This is a genomic window from Commensalibacter communis (assembly GCF_947179105.1).
Taxonomy (GTDB): Bacteria; Pseudomonadota; Alphaproteobacteria; order Acetobacterales; family Acetobacteraceae; genus Commensalibacter; species Commensalibacter communis.
On the sequence record NZ_CAMXCK010000002.1, the window covers coordinates 77,012 to 92,976 of the forward strand.

Sequence of the window (15,965 nt, forward strand, 5' to 3'; positions counted from 1 at the left end):
AATTACATTGCATGCTCGCGCTCTGTCGCAAGGGGGCTCGGTTGACGAAAAATATAACCTTGTCCCCACATCGTTGAAATCAAATCCCCAGCGCCAGCTTTTTGCAATTTTTTTCTTAACTTACATACAAAAACATCGATAATTTTCATGTCTGGCTCATCACTACTACCGGCATATAAATCATTTAAGATTGTGATTTTACTGATTAAAACGTCTCGCCTTAATACTAACATCTCTAAGATAGCATATTCTTTACCTGTTAGATTTACAGGTTTTCCATTTACAAACACCTCGCGTGTTTCTAAATTAATTTTTAATTGCCCAACTTGAATAACGCGATCTGCAATAACCTTATTAGATCGTCTCAAAACAGCCTTACACCGTGCTAATAATTCTGGCATTGCAAAAGGGATCATCACGTAATCATCTATACCAGCTTGGAATGCTTGTATTTTCATATCAACGTCATCTTTTTTTGAAACGATAATAATTGGCAACTGCTCGTTAATTGACCTTAATAATTTGATCGTGGAGAAGAATTGTTTATCTAGCTGATCCAATTCAACAATAATCATATCATAATCATAGAACTGAGACGCTGATAATATTTGTGGATCATAGCCAACACGATCAATTGAGAATCCTGTCGCTTTCAACTCCTGATAAAACTCATGTTCAGAAAAAAACGTTTCACCCATAAGAAGAACATGCATAATATCTACTCCAGATAGTTCATAGTTATATAACTACCATAAGTTGAAAATAAAAAAAATTATAACTTAATATCAATAACAATAAAATATTATTGATGGTTAACTTAAAATCACAGTCAACCATCAATATTGTATGTAGTAATCAATTTCTTTTAAATATTTTTTTTATAAACTGCCAAAAAAAACCACGCAAATAGCTACCCAAAGGTCCACTTAGCGTACCAATTAACGCAGTAATAGCCAATGAATTTCGTAATTCCTTTAGATTGTAATTACGAATGATTTTTGCTTCGATTTCCTCTGTGCTGACCCTTTGTTTAAATGCACATAAAAATAACAACAGCATACAAACAATATCAAACACCAGAATAATCAATGCTGTTCCCAAAGCCCCTGTCTGCAAAATATTCCAGCACAACGCAGCTAAAACAGCATGAATTGAAATCAAAGTAAATAAACCAAAAAGAGCACCAACCAAGCATAAAACAACTTGTTTGGTAATCCTGACTGATTTTTTCTTAAGAAGCATAACCTCAGCATCAACTGCGGCCTTACCATACTCAGCAATCTTCATGAGTTTTTAAATCACTTTCTATATTATGATAAAATTAACGAATAACTCTACCTAATAAATACCCAATGACGACAGATAGAACAATAGCAATTAAAGGTTTAGATTGCACTTTATCAGAAACCTGTTTCATTTGATGATCGGTTATTTCTTTTGTATTATGAACAACCTGATCTGCTTTATCCGCAGCTTGCACGATTGCTGGCGTTACACGATCGTTTAACAAATCTTCGACTTGTTTTTTTAAAGATACGATTTCATCTTGGGCATTTTTTTGAAGTTCTGCAGCCTTTTTCTTATCTTTTTTTCTAAAAAACATTTCCGTTTTCCTTAATAAAATTGTTTCCAGCCAAAGTTAATCACTCAATTTACAATATGTTAACCCTCTAATATAAAATATCATATATTTAAAATACAATTATTTATACATAAAAAATAAATGTTTTTTTTATTTTTAATAACTATTATTTTACCCAGAGAATAATTATGTTGCTTTTTAACATATAAACCATTTTACATCTTAAACTAAACAATTTATAGTAAAATAAGTTACTTTAATGCAATGTTTAATAATTTATATGTATTCACCTAAATTTATCTTCTTATTTTTTTTATTTTTAATAATTTTTATTCCGTCCTTCTGCTTTGCCCATCCTAAAGAGAACAAAATAAATATTGGTATATTGAACGGCTATCAACTTTATTTAAAGAAATATTCACAAAAATACCGTATAATAACATGGGATGGCCATCTTTCTACGCTACAAAAAGCCCTATCTCAAAATAAAAGCCCCGTTGATATTTTATTATTAAACGAAAAAATAGCTGAACAAGCATGCAATCTTGGCTTACTGATTGCGTTTCCTGAGGATTTACTGTCATCAAATGACAAACAATGTAATTTTCAAACGATTACAGATCACATTACATTGGTATGGGACACTGACAAAGTTCATTTTAACCCCACTTGGAAAGATTTCTGGAATATTACACAATACCCAGGAAAGAGAGGATTACAAAAAGATGCATTTAGCGCATTATCAATTGCATTACTTGCTGACGATGTTCCTTTTGATGAAGTAACAGAGGTTTTATCTACACCCGCTGGAATCTTACGGGCTTTTAAAAAGCTAAACCAACTTCGGCCTTATATTGTTTGGTGGACAACACCTAATGAAGCCAATTTTTTATTACATAAAAATCAAGTGTTAATGACAAGTGGCTCGATCCTCAGTATCAGTGCATTTCAAAAACAATATCCATTATCACATTTCCAATACCAATATAAAAATACAATTGAAAACCCAATTGTGTTTAGTATTCCTGCAACCATTCCCACACAACGAATCAAATTAATTAACTCTTTGCTACAACATCCCTTTCTTCTTTCTTTTCCATCCGCTGATCCCAAACAAATAATGCAAGAAACAATCGTCAAAGAAGAAACCAATTCTTTTCAACAACCAACTGTCTCCTTAGATGACATTTTTGATGAGTGGCTAGTTTTAACCAAACAATAAACAAATTATGAACAAAATATTGAAAACTTCTTGACTGCAATCACACAAAGACTTATTCGCATTAAGTATATTTAAATAACGGAACATATATCTGTTACCAAAAATTTCGAAAATAGATATATATTAAAATGACTCGATGATGCTTCTTTTTGATCTTATATACATAATAAAACAAAGTTTTTTTTATCTTTACTGAAAAAGATGAAAATAATATATAAATTATTGTGTATATTTTCTTTTAATATACACTTATTTTACTTTCTCCTCGTATTTAGCATAAATAGATTGTCTCTATTTTTTCTGTCTATTTACACTTTGAAAACTGATAACAATACCCTGTTAGTTACAATAAAATGATCGCGGAATTTAATTTTTTTGGCATCTTTATTGCCCCCTTTGTTGTATATACATTACTTGCCTTGATCGTTACGACGATTATACGTTCTATTTTATGGCGAACAGGATTAATAAAAATGTTTTGGCACCTTGCTTTGTTTGAAGTAGCCTTATATTTTTGTGTTTTATGTTTACTTATTCTTTACCTATAACCCCCTTTATTTCCACATAAGTTTTGACCCTGCACCATGTTCTCTCTTAGCAATATTATTCGTATTAGTTTAACACTCATTGTTGTTATCGTTGCCATTATTCTGGGGGTAACGTTATGGGATACCTATATGATCGCGCCGTGGACGCGCGATGGTAGAGTTCGCGTTTACGTCGTTAAAATTGCCCCCGAAGTTTCCGGAACTGTGGTGCAAATTCCTGTCAAAGACAATCAATATGTTCGTAAGGGCGAACCTTTATTTATTATTGATCCTGCAAGGTTCAGAATTGCTATTCAACAAGCCCAAGCAAGTTTAGAAAATGCTGAAGCCAATTTGACACTACAGCGTCGTAATGCCCTGCGCCGAAAGGGATTAGAGGGCATTGTATCTACAGAAGAAAAAGAAGATTATAACACCAAAGTTGCCACCGCTCAGGCCAGCGTCGATAGTGCCAAAGCAGCACTAGACGAAGCTAAATTGAATATGCAACGATCCATTTTATATTCTCCTGTTAATGGTTATGTAACTAACCTGAACTTACGTGTTGGGGATTATGTCAGCACGGGGCAATCTTATTTATCCGTTATCGATGCTGACTCCTTTTGGGTGTATGGATATTTCGAAGAAACAAAAATGTGGGGTATTCATGTTGGCGATGTCGCGCGCATTAAATTAATGGGATACAAACAAATATTACCTGGACACGTCGTGAGTATTGCACGGGGTATTAATGATGCCAATGCGGACGCGGATGCATTTGGGTTACAAAATGTCAATCCTATCTTTACTTGGGTCAGACTAGCCCAACGTATCCCCGTTCGAATCCATATTGACCACGTTCCTGACACCATCCATCTATCTGCTGGGATGACAGCAACTGTCAGTATTGGCCCAGAAACCAAAGGGCGCAGAGGTCTCTTAGCTTCATGGCTGCAAAACCACCTATAAGGAACAATTTCATGTATAAACATTTTCTTCGTTATACAACACCGATTGTTCTGCTATGCGGATTAGCATCCTGTACCGTCGGTCCTGATTTCCATCGAGATCATATGAAAATACCAGATCAATGGACAGAGAAAGTTTGGAAAAAACCTGCCACTGCCGAGCAAATTGCTCAAGCTACCAATGATATGAAACGCTGGTGGGAACAGTTTAATGATCCGTTGTTAAATCACTTAGTTGAAGAAGCTATTAACAACAATTATGACCTCAAAGTAGCTGGTCAGCGTATCCTATCCGCACAGGCGATAAGAGATAAAAATGCGTCTAATTGGTACCCTCAATTAGATGGCTCCGCAGGATATGGATATCAAACCACGTCTTATACAACGTCACAAACCATTGCACAGAATGGAAATGCAAATAATGCTGCTATTCGTCGTTATGGCGCAACGCTCAGTTGGCAAATTGATGCGTTTGGTCAAATTCGACGCATGGTTCAATCTCAAGAAGAAGCTGTTAAATATTCTATTGAAGAACGACGTTCCGTATTGCTGACCATGTTATCGCAATTGGCCAATAACTATGTGACATTACGAAATATGCAGCTGCGTCTCAGAATTGCTGACGAAAACGTTGCTATTGCTCAGTATGTTTTTAACTTAACCCAAAAGCAATATTTAGAAGGTACAGGCACAACCCTTAGCACTGCACAAGCGCAAGCAGAATTGGAAACGCAACGCGCGGCAAGAGAGCCAATTAAAACAAATATTACACAAATTACCCATGCAATCGACGTCCTTATTGGTCAAGTGCCAGGCACCACCGAAAATTTGTTAAAAGAAGAAAAACCACAACCTGATTTACCAATATACCCCCCTTCTATTCCTTCTATCGCACTGGCCAATCGACCTGATGTGCGAATGGCAGAACGCCAATATGCCATGGCAACCGCAAATATTGGCATTGCCGTCGCCGAGCTATATCCTCAATTCACAATTGATCTCAGCGCAATGCCAACGACTTCCTTTACAAGCCAAATGGCCAATATTGCCAGCTTGGTATCCAGCAGCTTTATCAATATGTCTATTCCTGGATTACATGGTGGCCGTCTAAGCGCACAAGTCAAAGGCGCAGAAGCCGATGCCGAGGCAGCCCGACTACAATATCGCCAAACTATTCTGAATGCGTTGAAAGAAATAGAAGATATTATTGCTGCTTGGGGAGACGACGCCGAGCATGTTGAACTGTTACATAAATCAAAACTCAGCAGTCAATTAGCTTTACAACGCGCTCAAAAACTCTATAAAGCAGGATTAACGGGATATTTAGATGTTTTAACCGCACAAAGAACAGCAACCACAGCAAATAATGCGGAAGCTGTTGCTATCTTAGATCGTTTTCAAGATGCGGTTAATCTATTCACCGCTTTGGGTGCAGGATGGCAAGGGGTCGATATTACCAAAACCGAACTTCCTGTGACCTTGGAACAGCAAAATGTCTGGGCCAAAGCAATGAAACAATAAATCGTAACAAACGATTAATCATTTTCATGCCCCATCACTGCAATGCGATAGCTTGACCAAGCAATTAAGATAACTCCTATAACCGCAAGGATCGTAGGAATTACCAGAGAATATCCTGCAACATAAATATGCATCGCTATATAAACAAGATTAGTAAAGGCTAAAATAATACCGACTATCCATGCAATAACGGCATGAGTTAAATTTTTTAATAAAAAGTAATCTTCCATTTAAATCTCTCTCAATTTGTATTATTAATATACCCCAAATGTTCTAAAATAAATAAAATATCATTGAATTACTTGAAATTAGTCGACTGCGAGTGCCGATATAGCCTGTTTAAACCATCTATTATTAACGAGAGTTACCTCTTGAAAGGGTTATAAATGATAATCAAAGGACAACGATTTGATTTATTGAACCGCAAACAAGTTGTTGACTTAGAAGTTGAAAAGCCTGAAAACATCCCTGAAGGCATTCTACAAATTATGGTTATCCCATTTGAATTTTCCAATAAAGTTCCGAAAAACTGGATGCCAACAGATGCGATCACAGGCGTATCGATTACAAAACTTGCAATTAATCGTTTTAGAGTAATTGTAGATATGGTCGCTATCCCTTCTTTTATTCATACGTTAACCACGATCATTCATGCGGAAAAAACAGGTATGATGAGGGTCAATATCCAAAATGTCGGAAATATTTTTTTTCGTGTTAATAATGCGTTATTTGACTTAAAAGAATACGCCAATGGCAGAGCCATTGTTGCATTTTGTATGTATCGGCGTGATTTAACATGGCGGTTTCGTGCAATAGGTGAAACCTATCAAAATGGCTTAGAAGATATATACCAACAATATGATATTCCTGTTCATTTAGCACCTCATCAACGCAAAGACATATGAAAAAAATTATATATTTATCTTTTAAAAATGAATAATATTTATTGTTATATCGTAAAATTAGTTAAGGAGAATAATAATGGGATTTTTTGACGACTTAAAAAACCGCCTTTCAGGGTTAACAGAAGAATTTAAAAAATTTAAAAATAAAGATATTTTAAATTCAGTCATGGCTGCATGTGCCTATATTGCTGCTGCAGACGGTCATATTGACCCAGAAGAAAAACGCAAGATGATTGGCCTAGTTAAGAACAGTCCCCTCATCAGCGTTTATGGTGCAGATAATGCCATTAAAGTCTTTACTGAACATGCAGACCGTTTTGACTTTGACTTTGAAATTGGAAAAACAGAGGCATTACGTATCATCAGCAAACATCGTGGAAATAGTGAAATTGCCCGTCTGATTATTCGTGCCGCAATCATGATTGGCAATTCTGATGGTAATTTTGATAATAACGAAAAAACAGCCGTCAGAACCATTATTAATGAATTAGGCGAGAACCCTTCTGACTTCGACCTGTGAAAGGAAGAAACGATCATGCAACTATCTCGTGGTCAAAAATTACCGGTCAGAGAGTTGATCCCAAACGGTTCAGTTTTTATTACAATTGACTATTATCCAACAGATATAGATATTGCTGCGTTTAGTTTAGATAAAGACCGCAAGATTAAAGATGATCGTTATACGATTCTATTTAGTAATCAACAAAGTCCCGATAACAGCATTACGCTTAACCTGCAAACGGGCAAAGCGATCTTTACAATTGATATTGATCGTTTACCCACCACAATAGAACGCATTATTTTTACAGCGACGCACGATACTCATGCTATTGGTAAGGCAAAAAAACTGGATGTATCTGTGGGGCAACAAGCGGCAATTTATAATGCCAAAGAGGGTTTAACCACAGAAAAAGCAGTCATGATGATTGAATTATATCGATATCATGATACTTGGCGACTAGGTGCAATTGGACAAGGTTTTGATGGTGGGCTTGCAGCGTTAATCACTCATTTTGGTGGGGAAATTGCTTCTCCTACATCAACCTCTACATCGCCACCCTCGCCTTCTTCATCACCTACGCCACCGGGTTTGAATCTGAACAAGATTACCTTAGAGCAAAAGCAATCAATCAGTTTAACTAAAACAACCCCTACATTCGGAGAGATAAAGGTCAACTTAAATTGGTCACGAGGATCCTCTGCAAGAAAAGGTTTCTTTGGCAAGATTAGCTCTAATAAAGCTATTGACTTAGATCTTGGTTGTTTATATGTCTTGAAAAATGGTGAAAAAAGCGTTGTTCAAGCGTTGGGAAAACGTTTTGGTGATCTCAACAAAAAGCCTTATATCAAACTCTTAGGAGATGATAGAACGGGCGATATTGATTCTGGCGAAACCTTGCTGATAAATGGCAAATTCTTCGACGAAATTGAAAGAATAGCAATTTTTGCCTATATTTATGATGGTGTTCCCAACTGGAATGAAACGAACGGTGTCGTTACCCTAAGTGTTCCCGATCAACCTCCTTTAGAAGTAAGAATGACCGAGGGGCATAACAATAGAACCATGTGTGGCATCGCATTAATTGATAACGTTAACGGGCAGATGAAAGTGAGCCGATTGGTGGAATACTTTAAAGATCATGAAGAATTCGCCAATAGTGTTCATATTTTCCTGAAATGGGTTGGCGCCCGCAAAGACTAATATTTTCTATCAATATTTAATAGTGGATTATTATTTATGAAATATTTTAAAGGCTCTTTTGTCTTTACAATTATTTGCCTTGGCTTAGCTGCCGCGCTTGGTTTTAATGCAACTGGCACAGTAACAGGCGCATTATCAACTGTCTTTATTTGTGCAATTTTAGGTGTGTTGGAAGTCTCCTTGTCTTTTGATAATGCTGTTGTAAATGCAACCGTTTTAAAAGACATGGATCCCTTGTGGCAGCGCCGCTTCTTAACATGGGGGATTTTAATTGCAGTCTTTGGAATGAGACTGGTTTTCCCGTTATTAATTGTCGGCATTGCTGCTCATCTTGACCCTATTTCTGCACTTGACCTGGCGATTAAACATCCAGATCAATATGCACAAATTTTATCAGGTGCTCATGTTGGAATTATGGGATTTGGTGGCTCATTCCTTGCATTAGTTGGATTAAAATTCTTTTTTGATGCCGAAAAAGATGTACATTGGATCTCTGTCATTGAAACGCAACTTGCTAAATTCTCTAAGCTAGAAGCCATTGAGATTGTTATTGTTCTATTAGCTCTATTTGGAATTTCTAAATTCTTAACTATCTCAGAAGCATTGACCTTTATTATTGCGGGTATTTTCGGGATTATTACCTTTATTGCTGTTGAAGCCATTGGCACATTACTAGATTCAGAAGATGCATCTACCACCGTTGCCAAAGCTGGCTTAGGTGCTTTTCTATATCTTGAAGTATTAGACGCTTCATTCAGCTTTGACGGCGTTATTGGTGCGTTTGCATTATCCACCAACTTATTCGTCATTGCACTAGGCTTAGGAATTGGCGCAATGTTTGTTCGTTCCTTAACGGTGATGTTGGTTGAACTGGATACACTTTCCAGTTATCGCTTCCTTGAGCATGGTGCGTTTTGGGCAATTCTTGCCTTATCAGGATTAATGTTCGTGAGTGTATGTAAAGAAGTCCCAGAAGTCGTGACTGGATTAATTGGTGCGGCCTTTATCCTGCTAGCACTTTATTCCTCAATACGATGGAATAAAAAACATCCAGAACAGGCATCACAAGATTAAATTGACTTGCAATCACTAAGGAGATTTATTTATGGCTATTACATTACAAAAAGGTGCTAATTTAAGCCTTACCAAAACTGATGCGACACTTGACTTGGCTCTGATTGGGCTTGGTTGGGATGCACGAGTTTCAGACGGCAAAGCATTTGATTTAGATGCTTCTGCGTTTTTATTAACGGCTAATGGTCGTGTTCGTAGTGATGATGATTTTTGTTTTTATAATCAAAAAAATATCGCTAACGGTGCTGTAGAACACCAAGGCGATAATCTTACTGGCGAAGGCGATGGGGATGATGAACAAATAAAAATTACCCTATCAAAATTACCTGCTGATATTGAAAAAGTTGCTATTGTCGTGACTATTCATGAATTCCAAGAACGTAAACAGAATTTTGGCATGATCTCCAATGCTTATGTACGCCTTGTAAATGACAAATCTGGTGCTGAAATTGTTCGTTTTGACCTTTCAGAAGATGCATCCACAGAAACAGCAATGATCTTTGCCGAAATCTATCGCAAAGACGGTGGATGGTCATTCAGAGCTGTTGGTCAAGGGTATAATGGCGGTTTAGGGCCATTGGCACGTAATTATGGCGTTAATGTTTAGTTTTTTAGTGAAATAAAACCATAAATAAAACATAATTGTTAAAATATAATCTATTATATTTTACGAAAGGACATATAGATGGCTATTTCATTACAAAAAGGTGGAAATATCAGCTTAACAAAAACTGATGCGTCTCTGGAGTTCGCATTGGTTGGGTTAGGATGGGACACCAGAACAACAGATGGCAAAGCATTTGATCTGGATGCTTCTGCATTTTTATTAGATAAAAATGGTCGTGTTCGCAATGATTCAGACTTTTGTTTTTATGGTCAGCTGAAAGTTGCTAATGGTGCCGTAGAACACCAAGGCGATAATTTAACAGGCGAAGGCGATGGGGATGATGAGCAAATCAGAATTACCCTTTCCAAAGTGCCTGCTGAAATTGAAAAGATCGCGATTGTTGTGACTATTTATGATTTTGAAGCACGGAAACAAAATTTTGGTATGGTTTCCAACGCGTTTGTTCGCCTTGTGAATGCACAATCTAAAACAGAGATCGTTCGTTTTGACCTTTCCGAAGATGCCTCTACGGAAACAGCAATGATCTTTGCTGAAGTTTATCGCAAAGATGGCGGATGGTCATTCAAAGCCATCGGTCAAGGCTATAGCGGTGGTCTGGGTGCTGTTGCCACTAATTTTGGTGTTAATATTTAATATATTGCTGCTATTATTTATCAGGAAAGCCTTATATTTTATATAAGGCTTTTTTTATTTTTGCCGTGATTCATTGTTTTAATACTCTAGAATATTCAACAAATTTCTTCATTCGAAGTAAAGTATCCGTCACTTTTCATATAGCAAATTAAATAAAAATGATCTCGTAGTAAGTAATATATTTGTTTTTTATATTAAGTAAGACCAAGCTATAATTTTTTTGGCAGCTCTAATTGACCAGAAAGCGCCCATTCCATTGCCTTTTTAGAGTCTGCATCATCTAATTTTTCTAAGATATCAAGTTCTGTTGCTACGCCATCAATTAAATCAGATAAACCATGAATAAAATAACTATGAATATATTCATCCGCTGTGATGATCCAACCCACAATAAATGAAAGAAAAGGTGGATATCCTAACCCTACTAACATCTCAGCTTTATCAGCTAAATCGTCACCTTGAACATTACGATAATGTGCTAAACAACGTATATAACGTTGTAATAAAAGTTTCTTTATTAATATTTTCCTTAACTCATCTTTAGCTTCTTCTTTATTATCGACATCTCTATACATCGTATATTCATAATATATTTCAAACTCTTCGATATTTCTTTCAAATATAAGATCTAATATTTGATCAGAAATAGGAAATCTAAAAATATCCCAATCTAGTTTTCTATATAATAACGCATTGAGTTTTTCTGGAGTATTCAATGAAATTATATTTAAAAACATAAATAAAAAGTCAACACCCTCCATTGAAGGCTCGACACTCTCATCAAGGTTATATAAATTTCCCAACGACCCCTGAAGAAAAGTTGCCAATTCATATTGATTAGTAAAAGGGTGCTCTTGATGAGTAACACGATTTTGAAAAGCTGACTGCAACTGCCTCAACAAAACCTCGCCCGTTAAAACCAACCCATTTAACCCATCTAATATCGATAATTCTTGGTCAGAAAGCGCTCCACTTGATGGCTTATAGGCTAAGTCATGATTCACTTCTGACCAAGCATGCATTAAGATTGATGCAACTTGTATTTCTACAATATGATTAAGAAAGTGTTTATTCTTATCTTCTAATGTTTCTGGATTAAGCATAATTCTGTAATGGTTGGCATGATAACCATTAAATATATTTCTTGTTTTATCCTGTATATTATCAGTCTCAGATTTAGGAAATAATCTTTCCTCAATAACAATAAAAACATCTTTCAATAAATTATCTATCAACTCGCGATCTTTTGGAAAATATAACGCAATCCGAACACCTGCAAGATCAACAATATCTTCACGAATATCTTGTTCACTTTGATACTTTTTTGTTTTGTGTCTTTGAGAAATTTTCTCTTTTAAACTCTTGGCTTTCTTGGCACGAAAGGTAACAATCGCTCTGATACCGCGTTCCTGAAGCATTTTTTCACATTGATCCGACACTGATTTCGCAAGATCATGATAAAAATTATATTCTCGCTTATAATGTTCAAGGAAAGTTTCAAGAATCATATTTTCTTGCGCCATCAGCAGCCCCAATTCTTATCCATATTATTTTTATAATGGAATATATACGAATAAACAGCAAATAAAAACGACCTGATCGGTTTACTGTATTTTTCAATTTTTAAAGGGGAAATATTTTAAAACAAACATCAATGGTGCGAACTGTGGGACTTGAACCCACACGTCCAATTGGACACAAGATTTTAAGTCTTGAGCGTCTACCATTCCGCCAAGCTCGCCTCTTGATGTTTGTGACATACTAATAGCATGAAGATTGAAAACGTCAAATAAATAATAACAAAATTCTTATTTTTTTTTGTAAAAATTAAAAAACTTAAATTTTTCAATATTTAAATCATTACCAACGACAATCATTTATAAATTTTACGATTCCTCGGCAGGCCAATCGACGATGTAATCCTCTAAATCCCCTGCATCACGCTCGCTGATAACCCGTCCCTTGACGGAAATCCCTGCTTGATAGACAGTATCAAAACTGCCAGAGCGTAAATAGTGCCATTCTGGCAGGTTTTTTCCTTCTGATACTAAACGATAAGCACAAGTGGGTGGTAACCAATCAATTTCCGCCACCATTTCTTTGGTTAATTGAATACAATCGGGAACACGTTTTAACCTGCGACAATAATCCGAACATTGCCCTGTCTGAGCATCTAATAATCGACAAGCAACATTGGTATAGGCAATTTCGTTGGTATCTTCATCACGTAATTTGTTTAGACAGCACCGACCACAACGATCACACAGCGCTTCCCATTGAGCTTCATCCATTTGCTCAAGCGTCAGTGTTTCCCAATAATTGTCGTTATTTTGTTGATCTTTAACCATCTATCCTCTTTACAAATCCAAAGTTTCTTGTCGTTTATCTTGTTCTTTTACCACTCGAACCATACGTTCACCATCATAAAAAGTAAGATTTAATTCTGCACCAGCACGCAGTCCTTTGGCTTGAGTCACCGTGTGACCCTGTTTATCCTTAACAAACACATAACCACGTGACAACACAGCTTTAGGAGACAATGATTCTAAACGAGAAGCCAATGACTCTAATTGTATTTTCTTTTCTCTATAGGTTGATTTCAACAACGATAACGGCAATGGTGGCAATGCTGCCTTTTGCTGTTGCCCATAATGCCGCCAAGAAGAAGTCATTTGCACTTTGTGCATGTTTACTGTGGATTTCAGTCGACTTAATAATCTAAACACATATTGATCGACAGGTTTAATTGCTGCCAGCTGATGTCGTCTTTTCATGACCAAAGAAGGCAAAGACAAATCCAACCGATAAGAACGATCATCGAGTCTCATACGACTTTGTGCAAGCAAACTTGGAATATCTGGTAATTTAGAAATGGCGCGATCTAATCGTAATCGATAGGCTTGATTGGTGTGAATCAATGCTTTGCTGAGCCGTGTCGTGTATTGCATTAGTCCTGCAATCATATCCGCCTTGGATGGCACTGCCATTTCAGCCGCAGCCGTTGGTGTTGGCGCTCTGCGATCCGACGCAAAATCAATCAGGGTTGTATCTGTTTCATGCCCAACAGCCGAAATTAACGGGATTTGCGAATTGGCTGCAGCTCTAACCACACGCTCATCGTTAAAAGCCATTAAATCTTCTAATGACCCACCGCCTCTCGCTACAATCAAAATATCAGGGCGAGGCAGTTTCGTATCATCGGAGAATTGATTAAACCCCTCGATCGCTTGAACAATTTGCTCTACAGCCCCATCCCCTTGCACTGCAACAGGCCAAATCAGGATGTCTCTTGGGAAACGGCGAGCAATTGTTGTTTTAATATCATGTAGCACTGCGCCTTTGGGTGAAGTGATCACCCCAATCGTTTGAGGCAATAAAGGAATTGAACGTTTTCTTTCCTGTGCGAAAAGTCCTTCTTCCTCTAGCTTTTTGCGCAGTTTCTCGATTCGGGCAAGCATTGCGCCCTCACCCGCATAATCAACATGATCGACAATCAACTGATAGGATGAACGCTCTCCATAAGAAGAGATTTTACCTGTGGCAACGATCTCAATCCCATTTTCCAGCTGCATCTTTAATTTTGCAGCCATAAAACGCCAAATAATCGCTGTTAGTTTCCCTTGTTCATCTTTCAAGGAAAAATAAATATGACCAGACGGATATTTCTTTAACTCAGTAATTTCCCCACGCACTTTTACACGTGAAAAATTCCCTTCTAAAATCCGTTTAATCGCTGTAGAGATATCCCCTACGGTAAATTCTGGTATATTATCCGTCATCAAATCAGAAAGTTGGTCATTCATAGACATAAAATATGATAAACCTTACGCAAGTAAAAGACATAGAAATAAGGAAGGAAATCACAATGCGAGTTTTACTGGTCGGTTCAGGAGGAAGAGAACACGCCATCGCTATGGCACTTGCCCGTTCCCCGAAACTTACCGAGCTATTTATCGCACCAGGAAACCCAGGTACTGCTCAATATGGTAAAAATATTGACATCAAAGTTGATAATATCACTGATCTTGTAAAATTTGCACAAGAAAATCATATTGATCTTGTGATCCCTGGTCCTGAACTTCCTTTGGTTAAAGGATTGACCGATGCTTGTAATGCTGTGGGTATTCCATGTGCTGGTCCAACACAAGAAGCCGCGCAACTGGAAGGCAGCAAAAGCTTTACCAAAATCGTTTGTGATGCTGCCAATATTCCAACCGCTCAATGGCAAGAATTTACTGAAATCGCCCCTGCAATTGAGTATTTAAAAACACAATCTTTTCCGATTGTGATTAAAGCAGATGGATTGGCTGCGGGGAAAGGCGTAATTATTGCTGCTGATTTCACAGAAGCAGAACAAACCATCAAAGATATGTTAGCAGGTTCAGCTTTTGGGCAGGCTGGACATAAAGTCGTTATTGAAGAATTTCTAACGGGTGAAGAAGTTTCTTTATTTGCTTTTTGTGACGGCAAGAACGCTGTTCTTATTGGTGCTGCACAAGACCATAAACGTATAGGTGACGGCGATACTGGACCAAATACAGGAGGAATGGGTGCGGTTTCCCCACCTCCTTTCTTCGACAAAGCAGCTCAAGAGCATGCTTTGGATTTGACCGTTCGTCCGATGCTCAAAGAAATGAGTAACAGAGGAACACCATTCCGTGGCGTGATCTTTGCTGGATTAATGTTAACCTCGAAAGGTCCTGCATTAATCGAGTATAATACGCGTTTTGGAGACCCTGAAGCAGAAGTTCTCTTACCACGTTTACAATCTGATTTATTAGAGATTTTGTTCAATCTCAGCCAAGGAAAGTTATCTCAATCAGAAATCACATTCTCAGATCAAGCTGGTATTTGCATTATCATGGCTGCCAAAGGCTATCCTGGCACTCCTACAACAGGTGGTGTGATTTCGAATATCAAAGCGGCTGAAGCTTTCCCAAATGTGAAAGTTTTCCACGCAGGCACAGCGATGAACCAAAATCAAGAGCTTTGTGCATCTGGTGGACGTGTGCTTTGCGTATCCGTATTGCATGATGATTTAGAAAAAGCACAAGAAATCGCCTATCAAGCTGTTCGTAAAATCGAATGGAAAGACGGCATTTGGCGTAATGATATCGGTAATCGTGCGTTGAGAAAATAAGCTTTTTTTGTTTTGTCTATAAGCTTAAACAATGGTTTATAGACATTTTTTTCAATCAGATTA

Annotated in this window: 18 protein-coding genes and 1 tRNA gene; 11 read left to right on the top strand and 8 right to left on the bottom strand. The window is 37.2% G+C overall.

What is annotated here, in order from left to right:
• Nucleotides 1-2 precede the first annotated feature (2 nt).
• The 3 genes from PQG52_RS04965 to PQG52_RS04975 form a co-directional block, all read right to left on the bottom strand.
• On the bottom strand, nt 3-713 hold the full coding sequence (locus PQG52_RS04965) for a response regulator transcription factor (RefSeq protein WP_271828257.1): 711 nt from the start codon (nt 711-713) through the stop codon (nt 3-5).
• Nucleotides 714-855: 142 nt separating this feature from the next.
• On the bottom strand, nt 856-1,287 hold the full coding sequence (locus PQG52_RS04970; RefSeq protein WP_271789614.1) for a hypothetical protein: 432 nt from the start codon (nt 1,285-1,287) through the stop codon (nt 856-858).
• A 34-nt stretch (nt 1,288-1,321) separates the two neighbouring features.
• Nucleotides 1,322-1,603 (bottom strand): hypothetical protein, encoded by a 282-nt coding sequence (locus PQG52_RS04975; RefSeq protein ID WP_271828258.1) that lies wholly within the window; start codon nt 1,601-1,603, stop codon nt 1,322-1,324.
• Nucleotides 1,604-1,967: 364 nt separating this feature from the next.
• Here PQG52_RS04975 and PQG52_RS04980 point away from each other — a divergent pair, with 364 nt between their 5' ends.
• From PQG52_RS04980 to PQG52_RS04995, 4 genes are all read left to right on the top strand, one after another.
• Nucleotides 1,968-2,804, top strand: coding sequence for an extracellular solute-binding protein (locus PQG52_RS04980; RefSeq protein WP_271828259.1), 837 nt, complete (start codon nt 1,968-1,970; stop codon nt 2,802-2,804).
• A 353-nt stretch (nt 2,805-3,157) separates the two neighbouring features.
• Nucleotides 3,158-3,352, top strand: a complete 195-nt coding sequence (locus PQG52_RS04985; RefSeq protein ID WP_271789617.1) for a DUF1656 domain-containing protein — start codon at nt 3,158-3,160, stop codon at nt 3,350-3,352.
• Nucleotides 3,353-3,388: 36 nt separating this feature from the next.
• Nucleotides 3,389-4,300: an efflux RND transporter periplasmic adaptor subunit gene (locus PQG52_RS04990; RefSeq protein WP_271789618.1), complete on the top strand. Its 912-nt coding sequence runs from the start codon at nt 3,389-3,391 to the stop codon at nt 4,298-4,300.
• An 11-nt stretch (nt 4,301-4,311) separates the two neighbouring features.
• A complete protein-coding gene (locus PQG52_RS04995) occupies nt 4,312-5,820 on the top strand; it encodes an efflux transporter outer membrane subunit (RefSeq protein WP_271828260.1) in 1,509 nt (502 codons plus the stop codon).
• A gap of 14 nt (nt 5,821-5,834) precedes the next feature.
• Here PQG52_RS04995 and PQG52_RS05000 read toward each other — a convergent pair whose 3' ends face one another.
• Nucleotides 5,835-6,050, bottom strand: coding sequence for a hypothetical protein (locus tag PQG52_RS05000; protein WP_271828261.1), 216 nt, complete (start codon nt 6,048-6,050; stop codon nt 5,835-5,837).
• A 156-nt stretch (nt 6,051-6,206) separates the two neighbouring features.
• Here PQG52_RS05000 and PQG52_RS05005 point away from each other — a divergent pair, with 156 nt between their 5' ends.
• The 6 genes from PQG52_RS05005 (at nt 6,207) to PQG52_RS05030 (ending at nt 10,762) form a co-directional block, all read left to right on the top strand.
• Nucleotides 6,207-6,725 carry a TerD family protein gene (locus PQG52_RS05005; RefSeq protein WP_271828262.1) on the top strand — a complete coding sequence of 173 codons (519 nt, stop codon included), beginning with the start codon at nt 6,207-6,209 and terminating at the stop codon, nt 6,723-6,725.
• A gap of 76 nt (nt 6,726-6,801) precedes the next feature.
• Entirely contained in the window at nt 6,802-7,245 is a 444-nt protein-coding gene (locus PQG52_RS05010) for a tellurite resistance TerB family protein (protein WP_271828263.1), read from the top strand.
• A 15-nt stretch (nt 7,246-7,260) separates the two neighbouring features.
• Nucleotides 7,261-8,427 (top strand): TerD family protein, encoded by a 1,167-nt coding sequence (locus PQG52_RS05015; protein ID WP_271828264.1) that lies wholly within the window; start codon nt 7,261-7,263, stop codon nt 8,425-8,427.
• Between the two features lie 36 nt (nt 8,428-8,463).
• A complete protein-coding gene (locus tag PQG52_RS05020) occupies nt 8,464-9,501 on the top strand; it encodes a DUF475 domain-containing protein (RefSeq protein WP_271828265.1) in 1,038 nt (345 codons plus the stop codon).
• A 31-nt stretch (nt 9,502-9,532) separates the two neighbouring features.
• Nucleotides 9,533-10,108, top strand: a complete 576-nt coding sequence (locus PQG52_RS05025; RefSeq protein WP_271828266.1) for a TerD family protein — start codon at nt 9,533-9,535, stop codon at nt 10,106-10,108.
• A 78-nt stretch (nt 10,109-10,186) separates the two neighbouring features.
• Nucleotides 10,187-10,762: a TerD family protein gene (locus PQG52_RS05030; protein ID WP_271828267.1), complete on the top strand. Its 576-nt coding sequence runs from the start codon at nt 10,187-10,189 to the stop codon at nt 10,760-10,762.
• A 209-nt stretch (nt 10,763-10,971) separates the two neighbouring features.
• On the opposite strand, the gene PQG52_RS05035 is transcribed toward PQG52_RS05030, so the two are convergent.
• From PQG52_RS05035 to xseA, 4 genes are all read right to left on the bottom strand, one after another.
• Entirely contained in the window at nt 10,972-12,285 is a 1,314-nt protein-coding gene (locus tag PQG52_RS05035) for a GTP pyrophosphokinase (protein WP_271828269.1), read from the bottom strand.
• 132 nt (nt 12,286-12,417) lie between these two features.
• Nucleotides 12,418-12,503 (bottom strand) — tRNA-Leu (locus PQG52_RS05040).
• A 145-nt stretch (nt 12,504-12,648) separates the two neighbouring features.
• The gene (locus PQG52_RS05045) at nt 12,649-13,110 is read right to left on the bottom strand and encodes a YcgN family cysteine cluster protein (protein ID WP_271828270.1); all 462 of its coding nucleotides are present in this window, start codon (nt 13,108-13,110) and stop codon (nt 12,649-12,651) included.
• A 9-nt stretch (nt 13,111-13,119) separates the two neighbouring features.
• Nucleotides 13,120-14,565: an exodeoxyribonuclease VII large subunit gene (xseA, locus tag PQG52_RS05050; protein WP_408869541.1), complete on the bottom strand. Its 1,446-nt coding sequence runs from the start codon at nt 14,563-14,565 to the stop codon at nt 13,120-13,122.
• 62 nt (nt 14,566-14,627) lie between these two features.
• Here xseA and purD point away from each other — a divergent pair, with 62 nt between their 5' ends.
• Entirely contained in the window at nt 14,628-15,902 is a 1,275-nt protein-coding gene (gene purD / locus PQG52_RS05055) for a phosphoribosylamine--glycine ligase (protein ID WP_271828272.1), read from the top strand.
• The last annotated feature ends 63 nt before the right edge of the window (nt 15,903-15,965 follow it).